Here is a 19,626-nt window from a genome sequence, read left to right as displayed (position 1 = left end):
CTCTCTTTTAAGTTGGGAGCTTCTTAATACGAAAAAGAAGCGATAAAATAAACGCGCAAATAATATCACAGTGTTCAAAGACTCTGTAGTGAAAAGGCAATGATTTAATAACGATATGTTGCATAGGTTAGACAAGTATGCCATAAGAATTTCATAGACTTTTTAGCCAAATATATTATTGTGAGCAGTAACAATAATGACAATCACATATATATGAATAAAGCAGTTAATCACTCAAGCGAAAAAAATCCAATTGCCCTACTCCCATTCATTGTTTTCTTAGGTTTATTTTTAGGAACAGGTACAGTTTTAACCTTGCAAGGAGTTGAGTTCGCTTTTTATCAACTGCCCGCTAGTATCGCAATTATCCCTGCTATTTTATTGGCAATAGCTCTTGGAAAAGCCCCAGTAAATAAACAAATACAACAGTTTGTCGAGGGCGCAGGCCACAATAATATTGTCACCATGTGCTTAATTTATTTATTGGCAGGTGCTTTTGCTACAGTTGCAAAATCAACAGGAAGTGTTGATGCCAGCGTACAACTTGGATTATCGATATTCCCTGACTATTTGCTTTTACCGGGCCTATTTCTTGTAGCAGCGTTTATCTCTACAGCAATGGGAACCTCCATGGGGACCATTGCGGCAATCGCTCCAATTGCCCTAGGTTTTACTGAATCAGCAGATATAGATCCTAGCTTATTAGCGGGTGTTATTATTTCTGGGGCAATATTTGGCGATAACTTATCTATTATCTCTGACACAACGATTGCTTCGACCCGCTCACAGGGTGCCCATATGAAAGACAAATTTAAAGTTAACTTTACTTTTGCAGTACCTGCAGCAATTGCTTGTTTAGTCATTTTTTCTTCTGCAGGAGTTTCTATACCGGTTACTGAATCAAGCGAAGCTTCGTTTATTGGTATTGTCCCTTACTTAGTCATATTAGTATTAGCTTTGATGGGGGTGAACGTATTTATCGTTCTTTTGTTAGGTATCGCCTTAGCTGCCGGTGTCGGAATGGTAACACAAGATTATCAAATGTCTGCATGGATAAAGGACATCAACCAAGGCTTTGCCAATATGCAAGATTTGTTTATTTTGGCCCTATTTATTGGAGGGTTAAGCGAGCTGATCAAGCGACAAGGTGGTTTAGCGGCGTTAACAGATATGGTTAAACGTCTTGCATCTTCGTTAAGCAAAAACAACCCTAAGAGAGCCGCAGGGTTTGGTATCGCAGGCTTAGTATTTAGCAGTAACTTTTTTACTGCTAACAATACGGTTTCAATCATAGTAACAGGTGATACGGCTAAACAGCTAGCAGACAATGGTAAGTTAACGCCAGCCCAATCTGCCAGCATCCTTGATATTTTTGCATGTATAAACCAAGGGCTATTACCTTATGGTGCTCAAGCGCTATTATTGGGTACCACCCTTAGCATTTCTCCGATAGACGTTGTTAGCCAAGCATACTATCCAATGATTTTGTTTTTTGTTGCCGGCTTTGCATTTTGGCGCTTAACTAAGTTAGAAAAATAAACATAACTTTATAGTGTGAAAAAAGGCCAGCATAAGCTGGCCTTTTTTCAACTTAATATCGTATTTGGTTAGAACTGAGCAACTACCTGATTAACAATATCTGTTAACACGACATCTGGCTGCTCTTTGTCTGCAGAAGTAATTCTTTTTACCGCCCATCCGTGCCACGCAGGCTGATGCGTCTCTACATCAAATACATCTATCGCTAAGTGCCCTTCATCGTATTGTCTAACACGCGTTTCGGTAGTCGTCACGCTTCCATAATATGGCCCCCCCCAACGAAAGCCACCATGGTAGGTAGTGGGAAAAGAGTCCACTTTAATTTTTTCGCGGCTACCAACAGTATACGAAATGGCGAAATCAGCTTGCTCAGGATTACTCACTAATCGATACCCTTTAGCAACGAATGCTTGCTCGATAGAGTCTTCCAAACGAGCTTTTCGTACAGGGTTTACATTAACATTTTTTGTCAGACTCTTATTTTTATTTAGCCATGCAAATGTTTTGTAGTTTTGTGTATTAATGGCGCTATTACGATCAAATCCTACTTTCGCGGGATGAGTTGATGCACAACTGACAAGTAAGGACATTGCCATGATTGCTGTAAGTAATGTTTGTAGCTTTTTCATAAAAATGTTCCTTTTAAATTAGCTAGTTACTACACGTGAATATAAACAGCTTAGTATAAATATCAATAATAGTTGATTAAACTTTTGCAACTTTTTGTAATCAAGAAAAAACAGCCTTTAAGTCGCCTATTAAGCACTATAAATATTACGATTGTTCAAGGTTATACCGATCACTTTGCAAAACTAAAAAAAAGTTATCGTTAATTTGTTAATTTTTGGTTGACAGAAGTGACAACTTCTCTAAGATTACCAGTAGAAAGTATACAAATTAATATTTGAATAAATAGCAACTAATGAACAATTTACGCACAGTACTCAATGTCCTTCTCCTAGTCGTGGTGGTCTTTCCTTCGCGGGGGCGATAGCGTGCGTTTAATTTAAAGAATTTTACGAAACCCCCGCTCTACCAAGACCGGGGGTTTTTTATTGTTTTATTTTGCATAACAAGAGTAAAAGGTAACTCTAATGACGACACAACTCTATACAGGCGCAGAAATGGTGGTTAAAGCCTTAGCCGCATTGGATGTGGAATATATATTCGGCTACCCAGGCGGGTCAGTTTTGGATATTTATGATGCAATTTTTCAACAACAGGAAGTTGGCCATATACTCGTTCGTCATGAACAAGCTGCAACGCATATGGCCGATGGATACAGCCGTGCAACAGGTAAAGTTGGCGTCGTCCTAGCGACTTCAGGCCCAGGTGCAACAAACTGTGTTACTGGTATTGCAACGGCATATATGGATTCAATTCCAATGGTGGTTTTAGCAGGCCAAGTACCAACCAACTTGATTGGTGATGATGCTTTCCAAGAAACAGATATTGTTGGTTGCTCTCGTCCAATCGTAAAGCATAGCTTTAACTGTCGTGACTTGAGTGAAATTCCAAACGTTATTGCAAAAGCTTTTTATATTGCAGAATCTGGTCGACCTGGTCCAGTTGTTGTTGAACTACCAAAAGATATTCTTATTCCACAAAATAAAGCGGAATTTCATATCGAAACGGATGTTCAAATGCGCTCGTATAACCCGACGAAAAAAGGCCACCCTAAGCAAATTAAAAAAGCCGTTAAAGCCATTACAGAAGCTGAAAGATTAGTGGTTTATTCAGGTGGCGGTATTGTCTTAGCGGATTGTTCCGAATTACTTACTCAGTTAGTAGAAAAGCTCAATGCCCCATGCACAAATACACTAATGGGCTTAGGCGGCCTTTCTGGAACACATGACAATTTCATTGGTATGTTAGGCATGCACGGTAGCTTGGAAGCCAATAAAGCAATGGCAAACGCAGATGTTATTCTTGCCTTAGGCGCACGATTTGACGATCGCGTTACCAACAAGGTGGAAAAGTTCTGTCCTAATGCCACCATTGTTCATGTTGATATTGATCCAACCAGTATTTCTAAAACCATTAACGCTCATGTTCCTGTCGTAGGATTAATAGATATTGTCTTAGAGCAAATGTTAAAAGAGCTCGATGACATTGACTTCACTATCGATAATGACAAAAACCAATCTTGGTGGCAGCAAATTAACGATTGGCGCAGTGTAAACAGCATTAGCTACACACAAGACGAAGGAAAAATTAAACCGCAACGCGTGGTTGAAGCAATGTATAAAGTGACTAATGGCGAAGCGTATGTTTGTTCAGACGTAGGTCAACATCAAATGTTCGCCGCGCAGTACTACCCTTTTGCTAAACCAAGACAATGGATAAACTCAGGCGGTTTGGGCACAATGGGCTTTGGTTTGCCCGCTGCGATGGGCGTAAAACTTGCGTTTCCTGACAGCCACGTTATTTGTATTACCGGCGATGGTTCTATTCAAATGAACATTCAAGAGCTGTCTACATGCTTACAATACAACTTGCCTGTTGTTATCGTTTCTTTAAATAACCGCTCATTAGGTATGGTGAGACAATGGCAAGACATGATTTATGATGGTCGCCACTCGTCAAGTTACATGGAATCTTTACCCGACTTCGTCAAACTGGCTGAAGCCTATGGTCATGTTGGTATTCAAATTAACGAATTATCTGAATTAGACCAAAAATTAGAAGAAGCATTTAGCATTCGCAACAAGCTGGTTTTCGTAGACATTTTAGTTGATGAACTTGAACACGTATATCCAATGCAAATTCGTCACGGTGCCGTTGACGACATGTGGTTAGGAAAAGGAGTAAAAGCATAATGCGCCGTATTTTATCTATTTTGCTAGAAAACGAACCAGGATCTTTATCACGCATTACTGGCTTGTTTTCTCAACGCGCCTTTAACATTGAAAGCCTAACGGTTGCGCCAACAGAAGACGATACGCTTTCACGCATCACCATAGCAACAAGTGGAGATGACAGAGTCTTAGAGCAAATCGTTAAACAAGTGAATAAGCTGATTGATGTCATCAAAATATCGGATATCACGGAACGTGACCACGTTGAGCGAGAGATATTATTGATAAAAGTATTAGCGATGAACGAAAAGTCTCGGACCGAAGTCATGCGTATTACTGATATCTTTAGAGGCTCAGTTGTCGATGTAGGTAAACAAGTTTACACCCTACAATTGACAGGTGATGCTGATAAGCTAAATGCCTTTATTAAAACGCTCGCCAATGAAACGGAAATTGTCGAATCTGTACGTTCAGGCACCGTTGGTATTGCCCGTGGTGAAAAAGCATTACGCGTATAAAAATACCTCTCAGAAAACTAAAAAGCAGCTAATACAGCTGCTTTTTTTATGTGACGAATAATAGAGCAACAAATAAGTTTTAGCGTCTGTTAGCCATTTTTAATTTCAGTAACAATCCATCGCTAGCATCTTCCACTAAGTCCAATACGTATTGAAATCCTCTTGCGCCGCCATAGTATGGATCTGGCACTTCAGTATCTTGATAGTTTGACGCAAATTCCAAAAACAAGTGCATTTTATACCTTAAGTGCGGTGGTGCTATTTTTTCGAGTTCGCTAATGTTGTGTTCATCCATTGCTAAAACTAAGTCAAACTCAGCAAAGTCGTCGACGGTAACTTTACGAGATTTAATTTTATCGAAAGAATACCCTCGCTCCATACCGGCTTTTTGAGAACGATGATCCGGTTTTTCTCTTGCATGTGCACCTGTTGTGCCAGCGGAATCTACCACTAGATCCATCTTCTTTAGTTCTGCTTTCGTTCTAAATACCGCCTCTGCTGTGGGTGAACGACATATATTCCCCATACAAACAAAAAGTATTTTCTTAACTCCTTTAAGGTTTATTTCGTTAGACACAATATCCAACTCCTATCAGTGCTTGTTTAAATCAATCCCAACGTAAAATAAAATCAATAACTTGTAGATTTGTTTAAGGGAATTTTTAGAAGTAAATTAAAGGTAAAAAATACATCACTCGACAGTAAAAAGCGAATAGTAATATTTGATATTTTGCTTTAATTAGAAAATAGTTTGTTTTAGTGCAATTTATTGCATCAACCTAAATACAAAGATAGTTTTGGATACTAAAAGCACACAGTTGAACAATGGTGATATGGTAAGTAAAACAAGTTTCGAATATGGCGCAGTAGCAGTTGGAATATTCAAAGCTATGTTATGGTCGACAGTTCTGGTATTTGTAATAACCCCATATTACATCATACATTACATTGCTCTATTGAGTTTTTTAGGCCTTTTTCTAAAACCTTTACTAATAAAGACAGGACTTTACAATTTGTATCAAAGGTTCTTATCTCACAAAAATGACAGGACAAACCAAAAGTTAAAGCAAGGTTACAGCAAAAGAAATGCTAAGAAAATATCTCAACAATCGTTGAAACGAGAGAAGATGCGTCAAGCTTTGCAACCAAAACAAAAATAATGTTTGCGCAAGGGTTTCTATCTAATCTTTTATACTGAGTCTTTGAGGTGAAGTTACAAGCAGTTAATCATTGAGTTCTACCTGTTGACTATCCACTAACGTACCATTTTGCATCATACTCTCAAGTACTGGCACCATCAAACTTGCCAGTTTTGTCTCATATTCAGTAAGGTTTAGTTCGTATCTCCTAGCAGTTTTTAATCTTTTTTGTAGTATAGGGCTACCACTATTAGCGCCAAGCACTAACCAAGCATAATCCTCTACTCTTGCCTTTTTATAAAGGGCGTAGTGAGACATTTGTTCTGCAGCTACAGCTAACAATAATGTATTCCCCTGTTTATGAGCTTCGGCAATTGCTTTCCTCGCCCAATGCTCACCTTCTTTATATAAACTTTTATCTCTGTTCTCTAATATATTTAACGATAATTCCAATTGAGCCCTAAGGTTATTATTATTTCCCATTTCTCTCAATTCATCTTCATTATAAACGGTGTAATCTGTGTTGTAGATTTGCTTTACCCTTTCATCGCGCTCAAGTGCTACAGCCATTTCTATATCTGTGTCCTGCATACCTCCTTGCGAAGTACTTGAAGGTTGCTCATCATTTAGTGCCGCTTTTACCATTCCAATAGAATCAACGTCTTGCTTTGTATCTGGGGTATTTACAGCAGTTACTTGCTGAACTAAATAATTTGCGGGTACCTCCTTTTGTTCGCATTCAACAATTTCAGCCAAAGGTATGTGTGTGTTCGAAGAATCATCTGTCGTGTATATGTAAACTATGAGCAGAACAATGATACAAGTAAATACTATGTTTAATTTATTCATTACATTAATCCATTAATTTTGTTGTTCCAATATGTATTGTTACTTCTTCATGCCACAGTAATCCACTCAATTTCTTCAATTACTGCATTCTTGCTGACAGCTAACACTAGAGAGAAATTTAATAGCGCATCAAAACAATCTAACTCCGCAATAGCATTGAGCGCTTGCACCGATTTATTAAGATATTCCGTGCTCGATGAGGATAAGTAGACTTAACTCAATATCCCTTAAAACAAAATCAAAACACCTGTTTATTGTTACTCAAGTAAATAATTTGCTAAAGTTACCGTTAATTAAGGTTTTTTTCGTTGCCGTTAATGACAAAATTTAAGCGCTTTCTCTCATCTTCTTTTTTGCTCTTGTCTCTGCTTGTAGTTGCTACCCTACTCATCACAATCTACTATTTAGCTATCAATAACTTAACAGAAATAAATGACGACAGACTGTCACCTAATATCCACACAAAATACAGCTATTTAGTTGACAAAAAAAGTGAGTACACTCTTGAAAATTACCAAAGGTTCAAAGAAAAACTAATCCCTTCTACAAGTAACAAAATTCCGTTTGAACTGTCTGATTATACCTACTGGATACAAATTGATGTCGAAAACCTAAGTTATCGTTCTGAAGATTTAGTCTTGTATGCTGACAATAATTTACTCGACACTTTTGAAATCTACGCTGTCAATGCGAGAGACAAGTTCGAGCCAATGGCTCTGGAGGGAGAAAAGCGCTTTTCGCGTCTATATCCTCACACACTTTTTTCATTAGCGCATGACAGCGACATTTCGTTGCTATTGAAAATTCAAACCCAAGGGCCGCCTAACGTGCCTCTCATTGTGATGAGTGAAAGCAATTTTACTAAGCATACGCTTTACGCCCAGGTAGTGTACGGTGCCTTTATTGGCATCGTCCTGTTAATGAGTTTGTATAACTTTGTGCTTTATTTCGCAATTAAAGACAAAGTGTATTTAATTTATATTGGCTATTTACTGAGTGCATTTTTGGTTCTGTCGAGCTTAACTGGTTTTGGTAACCTGCTGTTTTCGCAAGACGTGCAAGGCTTTATTGATAAGTACCTGTTATTTATCGATTACTACTTAGTAATATTTTTACTTTATTTTACCCTGTTTTTTTTACGCTACGATCAACAAAACAACAAAAGCTATAAGTTTGGGCTATTGTTAAGTGGGTTGTTACTCATCACTTCTTTTGCTTCGTTAAGCTTATCTATTATCGAGCAAACCAAACTATTCTTTTCAATTCAACCAATATTCTATCTCTATGCTCTGTATCTGATCGGTAGAAGAATTCGTTCTGATTTTTCATGGGCAAAGTACTATGTGCTATCTTGGTGCCCTTTACTTATTGGGGCTGCAATTCAACCCCTCGTGCTTTTAAATTATCTGGATTACTCTTTTATCACCAGAAACGCGTTTTTATTTGCCATCATGCTGGAAATTACCTTAATGGCATTTGCCTTAGCAGAAAGAATGCGCAGAAATGAAAAAGAACGATTAACCCACATCGCTTATCATATCTCTAGCGGCCTGCCGAGAAAATCAAATTTAGAGAGTAAGATTAATGAACTTTGCTTGCAGGGTGGAAAAGACTTTAACGTTATTGTGATAAAGCCCGAGCATATCGAACAAGTTATTTTATATATTGATGATGAAGAAAATACCCTGTTATTTAGGCGCTTAGCGCAAAAGCTATCTGCATTATTCGAATATAACGATGCGATACTGCCGCTGACTGATAAACGAGAAAAAATCGCGTTTATCAATAACAATAGTTTTGCCATTATTCTTGATAACGTAAAGAATCAGCAGAAGATAGAAACCTTGATCGGCTCAGTACAAAAGATTGTACTTGATAACTTTCGCATTAAAGACATAGATTTGCCTTTAACGGCTTTAGTAGGAGTTGCCAGTTACCCCGAGCATGGTAACAAAAGCCACCAATTAATTAATCACGCCATGATGGCGTTACCGCAAGCAGAGCTTAATAGCAATAAGTGGAGTATCTATACCAGCTCTTCATCAGATCAGGCCAACTATTTGCTTCAACTTACCAGTGACTTAAAGGCAGCATTAGCAAGTGGTCAACTTGCGATTTATCATCAACCTCAAATTGATCTAAAAACGCAGCGAGTTTGTTCTAGCGAATGTTTAATCCGTTGGATTCACCCTGAAGAAGGGTTCATTCCCCCAACTGTTTTTATTCCATTAGCTGAAGACTTAGGCCTTATCAACCAATTAACTTACTGGGTTATTCGTCAGTCGCTTTCACAGCAGTATTATCTAATTAATGAACTTGGCTTTAACCATATGGTGTCAATCAACATTAGTGGCAAAGATATTTCTTCAAAAGCATTTTTACCAAATGTTTTACCTATCATTGAGGAATCTAATGTCCCTGCTGAGAAAATCATCTTTGAACTCACTGAATCTGCAAGTTTAACCGATAACGAGCACGCAATGTACGTGATTGAGCAGCTCACAGAACTAGGAATAACAATAAGTATCGACGATTTCGGTACTGGCTATTCTTCAATGTCACAAGTTAACCACTTACCTTTCCAGGAGCTAAAAGTAGACCGTGAATTTGTTGAGAATATTAATCACGACCCGAAACGTTTAATCATCGCTGAATCTACGGTAAAAATGGCAAAAGGCTTAGGTTTAGAAGTGGTAGCAGAAGGCATTAATAGCCAAGAAGACGAACACACACTTCGTTTATTTGGTTGTGATATAGGCCAAGGCTACTATTACGCTAAGCCTATGAAGTTTGAGGATTATCAACAATGGCTTGAAAAACTAGACCATGGTCGAATCCCTTCTCCAGTTGAAGGAATGTTCATTCCTAAAGACAAAAAAAGTGAAGCCTAAGCTTCACTTTTTTATTGTATAACGCTTTAAAGCAAATTTAGTTATGCGCTTCTACGTTTTGCCACCGCTTCATTTAATTGCGCTAACAAGGTTTCAGTATCTTCCCACCCGATACATGCGTCAGTAATAGATTGACCATAAGTTAACGGCTCACCTTCTACTAAATCTTGTCGACCTTCGACTAGGTGACTTTCTACCATTACGCCAAATATATCTTCATTACCTTTGGCAATTTGCTCACTGACGTCTTGGCAAACAAGCATTTGGTTTTCAAACTTTTTCATTGAATTGCCATGGCTAAAATCAATCATGATTTTACTGTTTAAACTGGCAGATTTTAATTGGTCAGTCACTTGGTTAACACTATCTGCATCATAGTTTGGCTGCTTGCCACCACGTAAAATGATATGACAATCACTATTTCCTGTGGTTTGTACGATGGCAGAATGACCGTACTTAGTTACCGACAAGAAGTGATGTGATGCTGACGCTGAACCAATTGCATCAATCGCAATTTTAATCGTGCCATCTGTGCCATTTTTAAAGCCTACAGGGCAAGACAAGCCAGAAGCCAGTTCTCTATGTACCTGACTTTCTGTCGTTCTTGCGCCAATAGCGCCCCAACACATAAAATCAGCCATGTACTGTGGCGTGATCATATCTAAAAACTCACCCGCTGTTGGTAAGCCAAGGTCGTTTAAATCAGCCAATAATTTGCGCCCCATGCGCAGACCATCGTTTAATTTAAAGCTATTGTTCAAGTAAGGGTCATTAATAAGCCCTTTCCAGCCAACGGTAGTGCGCGGTTTTTCGAAGTATACGCGCATCACGATTTCTAAATTATCACGATACTTCTCGCGCAATTTAACTAAACGCTCACCGTACTCAACAGCAGCTTTAGTATCGTGAATTGAACAAGGCCCTATAACAACAAGAAGTCTATCGTCTTGGTTATTAAAGATTTTTGAAATAGCCGCTCTACCACTAAACACTGTTTCCGACGCTTTTTCAGAAGCCGGAAATCGCTCCAGTAATGCCACTGGAGGTAATAATTCTTTAATTTTTTCGATTCTTACATCGTCCGTTTGGTAGAACATAATTTCTTTTTCTCTTTACTTTTTCTATTGATTAAATTGGTTCTAGAACCCTAGATTATTGACCCACGGGCTAATCTATCAGTCTTGAATTACGAAAGCCATCATAAACTAAGAAAAAAGCGATATAATAAAGGTCAAATAATTGTGGAGTATTATTTACATGCTTAACCCCAAATTGCCTTTGCTTGATTTGCACCGGCACCTTGACGGTAATATTAGACCGAACACTATATGGCAACTGGCTCAACAAAACGGCATAGCGTTGCCCGTTAAAGAGTTTGAATCATTCTTACCTTATGTACAGATTCAAGAAAACGAACCTGATCTTATTTCATTTTTGAAAAAGCTTGATTGGGGCGTTAACGTGCTTGCGTCATTAGATGATTGCTATCGTGTCGCCAAAGAAAACGTTGAAGACGCGTACAAGGCTGGCCTAGATTATACGGAACTAAGGTTTTCTCCTTATTACATGGCAATGGCTCACCAACTTCCTGTACAAGGTGTGGTTGAAGCAGTCGTTGATGCAGTAAAAACAACGTCTGACTCATTACCTATTCAAGCTAATTTGATCGGCATTTTAAGCCGCACTTTTGGTCAAGATGCATGTCAGCAAGAGCTTGACGGCATTCTTGCCTGTAAAAATGACATGACGGCGGTAGATTTAGCCGGAGACGAGTTGAACAAGCCAGGAGAGCTTTTTACCTCACATTTTGATCAGGTAAAGAAAGCTGATTTGCAAGTTACAGTGCATGCTGGTGAAGCAGCGGGCAGCGAGAGTATTTGGCAAGCGATCAACCAACTTGGCGCAACTAGAATCGGCCATGGTGTTGCTTGTCAGCACGATCCTGAGCTAATGGGTTTTATGAAGCAGCACAGTATTGCCATTGAGTCTTGCCTAACGTCTAACCTTCAAACAGGAACAGTTAAAGATTTATTTGACCATCCAGTCAAGTTATTTCTTGAGAATGACTTATTAGTTTGTTTAAATACTGACGACCCTGCCGTTGAAAACGTCGAAATTCAAGATGAGTTCGCCTTAGCTTCTGATATTGGCTTAACTGACTCTCAAATTTCGACGTTACAAGAAAATGCTATCGAAGCAAGCTTTCTATCAACCAATGAAAAGCAGGAACTTAGGAGTAAAAATCAATTTAATCGAACAACATTGATCGAGTAAATTGGATAATTAAGACTAAACTATTAAAAATACAAGAGAGTACTGACTATAATGAATGAAATTCTTTTAGCATTATTGGCAGGGTTTATTGTCGGCGTAATATTTACTGCGGTAAAATTGCCTTTACCTGCCCCACCTGTTTTAGCAGGTATCGCAGGCATTGTCGGCATTTATCTAGGCGGTGTTAGTTATCGCTGGATACTAGAACGCTTTGTCCAATAATTTAACAACTTAAGTAAACATTTATTTTTATCAGTAAAAAACCCTTGATAGCGGTGTATGTGGCATTTCACCGGCTTGAAACTTACTGAATTATTCTTTTAAAGGTATATTTCATGACAACACCACATATTGCAGCAAAACCAGGTCAATTTGCAGAAACAGTTTTAATGCCAGGTGATCCTCTTCGAGCAAAATTCATTGCCGACAATTTTTTAGAAAACGCAGAGTGCATTACCAAAGTGCGCAACATGCTAGGATTTACTGGCACCTATAAAGGCAAACGCATTTCGGTTATGGGCTCAGGCATGGGCATACCGTCTATATCAATTTACGCGACAGAGTTATACAAAGACTTTGGCGTTGAAAATATTATTCGAATCGGCTCTTGTGGCGCGGTTCGTGATGACATCAAAGTAAGAGATGTTATCGTTGGCATGGCGGCAAGTACTGACTCAAACGTAAATCGTCAACGATTTAATCACTGTGACTTTGCTGCGTCTGCTGATTACGGCTTGCTACACAAAGTTGTATCTACCGCAGAAAAGCTAAACAAGCCGGTACACGTAGGCAACGTGTTTACTGCCGACCTTTTCTACACTCCACAACCAGAAATGTTCGCTACCATGGAAAGCATGGGCATTTTAGCAGTAGAAATGGAAGCTGCTGGCCTTTACGGCGTTGCAGCTGAAATGGGTAAAAAAGCGCTTGCGGTATTTACAGTAAGTGACCACATAAAAACAGGTGAACAAACTACCGCTGACGAGCGTGAAAGCACCTTTAAAGACATGATGGAACTTACTTTAGAGAGCATATTATAATTTGCTAACTCTATTTCAATAGATATTAAAAAACCGGAGCAAAGCTCCGGTTTTTTATTTTTACTTCACTTAAAAAGTATCAACTAGAAGTTATAGCTAACTTCAACGCCCCAAAACGAAGGTTCGTTAACGAACGCAGTTAAGTTAAGGAAGTCTACGCCACCGTCAACAACAATTTCATCAGTAATGTTGCGGCCAACAAGAGCAACATCTAAACCTTCATCATTGTTAAAGCCTAAACGAACACCACCAATCCAACGAGATTCTGCAACAAACTCAGTTGCTTCATATAAGAATAAGTTTGAATCACTGCGATAGTTCCAGTCTGTTTGTGCATAGTAAAAGCCGTAATCTACTGGAATTTCATAGTTCAAGTGGATATTGGCTAACCACTCTGGTGCTCTAGGTAGTGGATTGCCATCTACGTAAACAAAAACAGCTTCACCAAATGGTGTAGGCTCTGTTTTCGAGATAGGATCAGGAGAATTACAAGTTGGTGTACTACCACAACGCTGTGCTTGCAGATCTTTATCTTGCATCTCAGTTTTGTTGTAACTTAAGTTTGCACTTAGCTTTAAGTTATCAGTTAACATGGCATCAAATGTCGTTTCAACACCAGAGCCTGCCGTGTTATCAGCGTTGTATAGAGCATTAGTTTTGTCTCCACCGCCTGTAGCGGTTAACTGATGATCTTTAATGTCATACGTGTAAACCGTTAAAGACCAACGAGCGTTACCATCAAACAGATCGGCTTTAACACCTGCCTCGTATGAAGTTAACGTCTCAGTTTCTGCATCGCTTGGGCTACCGAAGCGTCCAATAGTTACAGGACCACGAGACGCATTACCAATACGAGCGAAACCCGTCCAATCGTCATTAAATGTATAACGAGCGGCGATATCCCAGTTGGCGTAGCTATCATCTTTGTTGATTTCGTGAAGAATGTTCTCTGTACCACCTTCTCTGATATCTAGCTCTTTATCATCCCATGTGTATCGTAAACCAACAGTGAATGCCCACTTGTCATCTGGCTTGTACTCCACTTGACCAAAAACGGCTGAAGAGGTTGTCAGCTGATCTACTTGGATAAAATTGGTGGTATTTCCTTCTGTGTCTAAATCGCGGTTATCAACAGTAAAGTCTTCTTTAAAGTAAAATAGACCCACTTGATAATAAACAGTGTCTGTTTCACCAGATAAGCGAAGCTCTTGCATAAATTGGTAGTGATCTTCCAAGCCGTCACCTGACGCCACATTAAACCAAAGTTGTTTACCTAGTTGGTTTTCAACACCTGAAAAGTCAGTTACACCACCATCGATATCAGCATAACTCCAACTTTCGAGAGTATCGTAGCCAGTAATTGAAGTAAGCATCATGTCGTCAAAGTCATGCTCAAACTTCAAACTACCACCAAAATGTTTCATATCGAAACCAGACTGGCTGTCGTGGTAAATTTCACTTTCGTCAAATTCTTTACGTAAACCTTCTTCACCCAATTTAATTGCATTCGCATAGAAAATTTGTGGCATATCACCGTCTTGATCAAAGCCGTGCAGCTTAAACCAAGCACGCGTATCGGCTCCGTTGTCGTACATTAATTGAAGTCGATAAGCAAACTCATCATAACCACCTACTTCATCACCTGTCGTTAGGTTATCTACCCAGGCATCACGCTCGTTATGTTTTAATGAAACACGAGCAGCCCATTGATCTGATAATTCAAAGTTCTTTGCCGCTTCGATAAACCACGTACCACGGCTACCGTAGCCTGCTCGTGCGTATCCTTCATCAGTAAAGTCTGGCGCTACTGTATCAATTTTAACTATACCCGCCGTCGTGTTACGACCAAATACAGTACCTTGCGGGCCATTTAGCACTTCTACGCGCTCAACGTCAAAAAGCGGTACACCTTTTAACACAGAGTTTTCCAGCACGATGTTATCTAAGATCATAGATACTGGCTGGTTAGCGTTTACATCAAAGTCAGTGTTACCTAAACCCCTGATATAAAAGCGAGGCGATTGACGACCATTCGAAGATTCAATCTGTAAACTAGGTACACGACCAGCCAATGCTCTAATGTTTTCACCAGAGCCTAAGTAGTCATTGATTTCTTCAGTAGACATAGCCGACACAGTTGCAGGAACATCTTTAACTGTTTCAATTCTTTTACGCGCAGTAACTTCTATAACCTCTAGGCCTCCAGATTTATCATCTTCTGCACTAGCATCTTCTTGTGCCACTGCAAAATGCACAGGCATAAAAAAAGCGGCAACTACCCCTAATTGCACGCTTCTAGAAAGTCTACTGACTTTGAAACTCTTCATTTTACTCTCCCAAGATTTATAAGTATGGTTGATGATTTTGAATCCAAACCCACCAACCTACCTATTATACTTATTAAATTTCCTAACAAGTATAGCTAAGATACAAAATTCAGCAGTTTACACAGTAAAATCGTTTATTTTGCCGCCAACTCCTTTAAAAAGCTGGTGCCATAGTTTAATTTTGGCAGGGCAAACATCTCAGCAATGGTTTGACCTAAATCTGCAAAAGAGCTCCTTTCGCCCAAATCCACCGAAGAAATATTGTGATGATAAGCAAGCATAGGTACATACTCACGAGTATGATCAGAGCCATGCCAAGTTGGATCACAACCATGATCAGCTGTTAAAAACAAGATATCGCTATCAGACATGGCCTGATAAATTTCAGGTAAGCGCTTATCGAAATCTTCCAATGCTTTCGCATAACCAACAGGGTCTCTTCTGTGGCCAAAATCTTGGTCAAAGTTAACTAAATTGGTAAAGATAATCGTATTTTCCGGCTGTTTTCCTAAGTGCTCAAGTGTCGCGTCAACCAAAGCGTCAATACCTGTCGCTTTCGTTTTTTCAGTAATGCCTTGATGAGCAAAAATATCAGCAATTTTTCCAACACTTACAACATTTCCGCCAGCTTCAGCCATGTGATCCAACACTGTTTTCGAAGGGGGCAGAACTGAGTAATCTCGTCGATTTCCGGTGCGAACAAAGTTATCTTTATTATCACCAACAAAAGGACGAGCAATAACGCGTCCAATATTATACGGGTCTAACAAAGCTCTAACTTTTTCGCAGTAATCATAGAGAGCCTCTAAACCAAAGTGTTCCTCATGAGCTGCAACTTGGAATACAGAATCAGCTGAGGTGTAACAAATCGGTAGTCCAGTTTTAATATGTTCTTCGCCCAAACGAGCAATGATTTCAGTACCCGAAGCATGACAATTACCAAGAATACCTTGATACCCTGTTGCTTGGTTGACTTTATTAATAAGCTCGTCAGGGAAGCTCGGTGGCTCAGTTGGGAAATATCCCCAATCAAATAGCACAGGTACACCAGCCATTTCCCAATGACCACTTGGTGTATCTTTACCACTACTTAATTCCGCAGCATATCCAAAAGCGCCTTTTGTTGTTGGGTATAACTGATGATCAAAGCTTCGTTTGCCTGCAGCTATACAAGCATCAACCAGACCTAAGGCTGTTAAATTTGGTAAATCAATTAGTTTACCAGTCTCTTCAAAATAAGCGTCTGACAAATTAGCGAAGGTATTTGCTGTAACATCACCAAACTTTTCTGCATCTGGCGCATGACCAATGCCAAAACTGTCTAGTACTAAAATTATCGCGCGAGACATACAATTTGTCCTATTTAATCCAATAAAATATATGACCAACTAGTCAAGTTATGTTAATTTAACACTTTTCATCACTTAGTTATAGTAAATAAGTGGCAAGCGTATAATGATTTTTAAACCATATGGTTCATAATACGGTGCAACGAGGCACATAATTTAACGCCACTTTACAAAGGTAGTTTTACTTTGCATTCAACCAAACCCACAATTATCGCCATTACTGGGGCCTCTGCATCTGGGAAAACCCTATTTGCACAAACCATTTACCAAGAACTCAAAGAAGAGTTGGGCGAAAGTAGCATCACCATTATCAAAGAAGATGCTTATTATCATGCGCAAGATCATCTATCGATGACAGATCGTGAACAAAATAATTACGATCACCCTGATGCATTCGAACACAGTTTATTAGCCAATCATTTAAAACAACTACAAGATGGCCAACAAGTAGAGTCACCTGTTTATTGCTATAAAACTCACACGCGAGCAAAAGAAACAAAAACAGTTTCACCTTCTAACATTGTTTTAGTAGAAGGTATTTTGTTACTTTCAAATGAAGCGCTGCGCGATACGTTTGATATCAAAGTATATATGGATACCCCATTAGATATATGCTTAATTAGACGTATAAAACGCGATACCATCGAGCGAGAGCGTAGTATTGAATCAATTACCAATCAATACTTAACGTCGGTAAGACCTATGTATTATCAGCATATCGAGCCAAGTAAAGCGTTTGCAGATATCGTGGTTACCAGAGGTGGTAAAAATAGAATGGCAATCGAAGTCATCAAAGCAAAAATTCGCCAACTCATTAAACAACAAGAATAAAAGAGGAAAAGAATTCATGGGAGCATTGCACGGTCTTTTTGGTATTTTCGTTTTAGTAGCGATTGCCTATGCATTGTCGACTAATCGAAAAGCAATCAACTTTCGAACGGTAGGCTTTGCCTTTTTACTGCAGATAATTCTCGGCGCTTTTGTACTATACGTTCCTTTTGGAAAAGAAACGTTAGAATCTATCACCTTTGGCGTTCAAGCCGTAATTGATAGTGCTAAGGCAGGCATAAACTTCATTTTTGGTGGTTTAGGTACTGATGCTATGTTTGAAAATGGCGTCGGCTTTGTCTTCGCTGTTCGCGTGCTACCTGTCATCATTTTCTTCTCATCACTTATTGCCGTTCTTTATCACTTAAACATTATGCAGTGGGTCATTAAGATTATTGGTGGTGGGTTACAGAAGTTATTAAAAACCAGTAAACCAGAATCTTTATCAGCAACGGCTAACATTTTTGTTGGACAAACAGAAGCTCCGTTAGTCGTTCGTCCATACATTGCCAAAATGACCAACTCAGAGCTGTTCGCTATTATGGTTGGTGGTCTAGCATCTGTAGCCGGCTCTATTCTAGCGGGCTATGCAGGTTTAGGTGTTGAGCTAAAATATCTGATTGCAGCATCATTTGATGGCAAAAATTATCATGCCAGAAACTGAACCTGAAAAAATTAACGAGCAGTCTGTCGAAATAGCTGACGCTGACGACAAGCCAGTAAATGTCATTGACGCAGCCGCTTCTGGTGCTGCTGCTGGCTTAAAGCTTGCGGTCAACGTAGGCGCAATGTTGCTTGCCTTTATCGCACTCATTGCACTGTTAAATATGTTGGTCGGTAATATCGGCAGTTTATTTGGTGCAGAAAATCTTACCATTGAATATATTCTCGGTTACATATTCGCTCCGCTAGCATTTTTGATCGGTGTTCCTTTTGATGAAATGCTTTCAGCAGGTAGCTTTATTGGGCAAAAAATTGTCGTAAATGAATTCTTTGCCTATGCTAATTTCGTCGAAATTAAAGACACGTTGTCACCAACAACTCAAGCTATTATTACCTTTGCGTTATGTGGGTTTGCTAACCTTTCATCTATCGCTATTTTACTTGGTGGGATTGGCTCTATGGCACCAAGTCGCCGTCACGATATTGCACGCTTTGGTATGAAGGCAATGTTAGCTGCTACTTTAGCCAATTTAATGAGTGCGGCTATCGCTGGTGTATTTTTAAGTTTATAAGGGAAACTTATGTCAGATAAAAAACAAATTGCTAAGTTATCATTGTCGTTAATGGATTTAACCAGTTTAACCAACGAAGAATCAGAGCAAGATATTATCAATTTATGCCAACAAGCACATGGCGAATTTGGCGATACTGCGGCTATCTGTATTTACCCTAAATACATTCCTATCGCGAAAAAAGCATTGGCAGATTTAGGTGATAACACCATTAAAATCGCAACTGTTACTAACTTCCCTGACGGTAGCACCGATTTATCTCGTGCCGTAAAAGAAACCGCAGAAGCCGTTTCTTTAGGTGCTGATGAAGTCGATGTTGTTTTTCCTTACAAAGCACTAATCAACGGCGATGAAACCATTGGCTTTGATCTAGTACAAGCCTGTAAACGTGCGTGTGGTACATCAGTATTACTGAAAGTTATTATTGAATCAGGCGAACTAAAAGAAGAAGCATTAATCCGTAAAGCCAGTGAAATATCGATTGCTGCGGGCGCTGACTTTATTAAAACCTCTACAGGTAAAGTGGCTGTGAATGCAACGCCAGAAGCGGCTAAAATTATGCTCAATGTTATCGAACAAACTAACCCTAATGTCGGCTTTAAAGCCGCCGGTGGTGTTAGAAGTGTCGACGATGCAGAAATTTACCTTAGCCTTGTTATGGACAGCTTAGGCGCATCTTGGTTAAACCCAACTCACTTTAGATTTGGTGCTAGTGGTTTACTTAACAGTTTAAATAACACCTTAAGTGGCAACGACACTGACAATTCAACAGATAGTGCTGCTTATTAAGCAGCACATGTAGCCAAAACATCTAAAACACCTTAATAAGAAACAACTTT

The 19,626-nt window shown here is 39.2% G+C and carries 15 protein-coding genes and 1 pseudogene; 10 read left to right on the top strand and 6 right to left on the bottom strand.

Annotated elements, in window-relative coordinates; translation table 11 throughout:
* The first annotated feature begins 213 nt into the window (after positions 1-213).
* Positions 214-1,539, top strand: a complete 1,326-nt coding sequence (locus ACOB80_RS04820) for a Na+/H+ antiporter NhaC family protein (RefSeq protein WP_473164670.1) — start codon at positions 214-216, stop codon at positions 1,537-1,539.
* Positions 1,540-1,607: 68 nt separating this feature from the next.
* On the opposite strand, the gene ACOB80_RS04815 is transcribed toward ACOB80_RS04820, so the two are convergent.
* The gene (locus ACOB80_RS04815) at positions 1,608-2,168 is read right to left on the bottom strand and encodes a DUF4136 domain-containing protein (protein WP_473164669.1); all 561 of its coding nucleotides are present in this window, start codon (positions 2,166-2,168) and stop codon (positions 1,608-1,610) included.
* Positions 2,169-2,633: 465 nt separating this feature from the next.
* Here ACOB80_RS04815 and ACOB80_RS04810 point away from each other — a divergent pair, with 465 nt between their 5' ends.
* Positions 2,634-4,358: an acetolactate synthase 3 large subunit gene (locus ACOB80_RS04810; protein ID WP_473164668.1), complete on the top strand. Its 1,725-nt coding sequence runs from the start codon at positions 2,634-2,636 to the stop codon at positions 4,356-4,358.
* On the top strand, positions 4,358-4,855 hold the full coding sequence (gene ilvN / locus ACOB80_RS04805) for an acetolactate synthase small subunit (protein ID WP_473164667.1): 498 nt from the start codon (positions 4,358-4,360) through the stop codon (positions 4,853-4,855). The genes ACOB80_RS04810 and ilvN overlap by 1 nt, the downstream gene beginning before the upstream one ends.
* A gap of 79 nt (positions 4,856-4,934) precedes the next feature.
* Here ilvN and ACOB80_RS04800 read toward each other — a convergent pair whose 3' ends face one another.
* Complete coding sequence (locus ACOB80_RS04800; RefSeq protein ID WP_473164666.1) at positions 4,935-5,432, bottom strand: low molecular weight protein-tyrosine-phosphatase; 498 nt, start codon at positions 5,430-5,432, stop codon at positions 4,935-4,937.
* 646 nt (positions 5,433-6,078) lie between these two features.
* A complete protein-coding gene (locus ACOB80_RS04795; RefSeq protein WP_473164665.1) occupies positions 6,079-6,843 on the bottom strand; it encodes a hypothetical protein in 765 nt (254 codons plus the stop codon).
* Between the two features lie 317 nt (positions 6,844-7,160).
* Here ACOB80_RS04795 and ACOB80_RS04790 point away from each other — a divergent pair, with 317 nt between their 5' ends.
* Positions 7,161-9,734: an EAL domain-containing protein gene (locus tag ACOB80_RS04790; RefSeq protein WP_473164664.1), complete on the top strand. Its 2,574-nt coding sequence runs from the start codon at positions 7,161-7,163 to the stop codon at positions 9,732-9,734.
* 41 nt (positions 9,735-9,775) lie between these two features.
* Here ACOB80_RS04790 and aroG read toward each other — a convergent pair whose 3' ends face one another.
* Complete coding sequence (gene aroG, locus ACOB80_RS04785) at positions 9,776-10,831, bottom strand: 3-deoxy-7-phosphoheptulonate synthase AroG (protein ID WP_473164663.1); 1,056 nt, start codon at positions 10,829-10,831, stop codon at positions 9,776-9,778.
* Between the two features lie 160 nt (positions 10,832-10,991).
* Here aroG and add point away from each other — a divergent pair, with 160 nt between their 5' ends.
* The 3 genes from add to deoD all read left to right on the top strand — a co-directional run bounded on the left by add (position 10,992) and on the right by deoD (position 13,048).
* Positions 10,992-12,008 (top strand): adenosine deaminase, encoded by a 1,017-nt coding sequence (add, locus tag ACOB80_RS04780; protein ID WP_473164662.1) that lies wholly within the window; start codon positions 10,992-10,994, stop codon positions 12,006-12,008.
* A gap of 51 nt (positions 12,009-12,059) precedes the next feature.
* A complete protein-coding gene (locus ACOB80_RS04775; RefSeq protein WP_473164661.1) occupies positions 12,060-12,230 on the top strand; it encodes a XapX domain-containing protein in 171 nt (56 codons plus the stop codon).
* 113 nt (positions 12,231-12,343) lie between these two features.
* Entirely contained in the window at positions 12,344-13,048 is a 705-nt protein-coding gene (gene deoD, locus ACOB80_RS04770) for a purine-nucleoside phosphorylase (RefSeq protein WP_473164660.1), read from the top strand.
* An 83-nt stretch (positions 13,049-13,131) separates the two neighbouring features.
* Here the strand turns inward: deoD and ACOB80_RS04765 are convergent, their stop codons facing one another.
* Together ACOB80_RS04765 and ACOB80_RS04760 are read right to left on the bottom strand one after the other, a co-directional pair.
* Positions 13,132-15,375: a TonB-dependent receptor gene (locus ACOB80_RS04765; RefSeq protein ID WP_473164659.1), complete on the bottom strand. Its 2,244-nt coding sequence runs from the start codon at positions 15,373-15,375 to the stop codon at positions 13,132-13,134.
* A 134-nt stretch (positions 15,376-15,509) separates the two neighbouring features.
* Positions 15,510-16,724 (bottom strand): phosphopentomutase, encoded by a 1,215-nt coding sequence (locus ACOB80_RS04760; protein ID WP_473164658.1) that lies wholly within the window; start codon positions 16,722-16,724, stop codon positions 15,510-15,512.
* Positions 16,725-16,910: 186 nt separating this feature from the next.
* Here ACOB80_RS04760 and udk point away from each other — a divergent pair, with 186 nt between their 5' ends.
* The 3 genes and pseudogenes from udk (at position 16,911) to deoC (ending at position 19,576) form a co-directional block, all read left to right on the top strand.
* Positions 16,911-17,555 (top strand): uridine kinase, encoded by a 645-nt coding sequence (gene udk / locus ACOB80_RS04755; protein WP_473164657.1) that lies wholly within the window; start codon positions 16,911-16,913, stop codon positions 17,553-17,555.
* A gap of 16 nt (positions 17,556-17,571) precedes the next feature.
* Positions 17,572-18,787: pseudogene (locus tag ACOB80_RS04750) on the top strand (NupC/NupG family nucleoside CNT transporter).
* A 9-nt stretch (positions 18,788-18,796) separates the two neighbouring features.
* On the top strand, positions 18,797-19,576 hold the full coding sequence (gene deoC, locus ACOB80_RS04745) for a deoxyribose-phosphate aldolase (RefSeq protein WP_473164656.1): 780 nt from the start codon (positions 18,797-18,799) through the stop codon (positions 19,574-19,576).
* The last annotated feature ends 50 nt before the right edge of the window (positions 19,577-19,626 follow it).

The sequence above is a fragment of the Thalassotalea coralli genome (assembly GCF_055786205.1).
Note: the sequence above shows the minus strand (reverse complement) of the source record. Positions and strands in the feature narration are given on the sequence as shown.

Bases quoted from the DNA above. Each gene is read 5' to 3' on its own strand.
- ACOB80_RS04820 (WP_473164670.1), top strand. From the start codon at position 214: ATGAATAAAGCAGTTAATCACTCAAGCGAAAAAAATCCAATTGCCCTA.
- ACOB80_RS04815 (WP_473164669.1), bottom strand. From the start codon at position 2,168: ATGAAAAAGCTACAAACATTACTTACAGCAATCATGGCAATGTCCTTA.
- ACOB80_RS04810 (WP_473164668.1), top strand. From the start codon at position 2,634: ATGACGACACAACTCTATACAGGCGCAGAAATGGTGGTTAAAGCCTTA.
- ilvN (WP_473164667.1), top strand. From the start codon at position 4,358: ATGCGCCGTATTTTATCTATTTTGCTAGAAAACGAACCAGGATCTTTA.
- ACOB80_RS04795 (WP_473164665.1), bottom strand. From the start codon at position 6,843: ATGAATAAATTAAACATAGTATTTACTTGTATCATTGTTCTGCTCATA.
- ACOB80_RS04790 (WP_473164664.1), top strand. From the start codon at position 7,161: ATGACAAAATTTAAGCGCTTTCTCTCATCTTCTTTTTTGCTCTTGTCT.
- aroG (WP_473164663.1), bottom strand. From the start codon at position 10,831: ATGTTCTACCAAACGGACGATGTAAGAATCGAAAAAATTAAAGAATTA.
- add (WP_473164662.1), top strand. From the start codon at position 10,992: ATGCTTAACCCCAAATTGCCTTTGCTTGATTTGCACCGGCACCTTGAC.
- ACOB80_RS04775 (WP_473164661.1), top strand. From the start codon at position 12,060: ATGAATGAAATTCTTTTAGCATTATTGGCAGGGTTTATTGTCGGCGTA.
- deoD (WP_473164660.1), top strand. From the start codon at position 12,344: ATGACAACACCACATATTGCAGCAAAACCAGGTCAATTTGCAGAAACA.
- ACOB80_RS04765 (WP_473164659.1), bottom strand. From the start codon at position 15,375: ATGAAGAGTTTCAAAGTCAGTAGACTTTCTAGAAGCGTGCAATTAGGG.
- ACOB80_RS04760 (WP_473164658.1), bottom strand. From the start codon at position 16,724: ATGTCTCGCGCGATAATTTTAGTACTAGACAGTTTTGGCATTGGTCAT.
- deoC (WP_473164656.1), top strand. From the start codon at position 18,797: ATGTCAGATAAAAAACAAATTGCTAAGTTATCATTGTCGTTAATGGAT.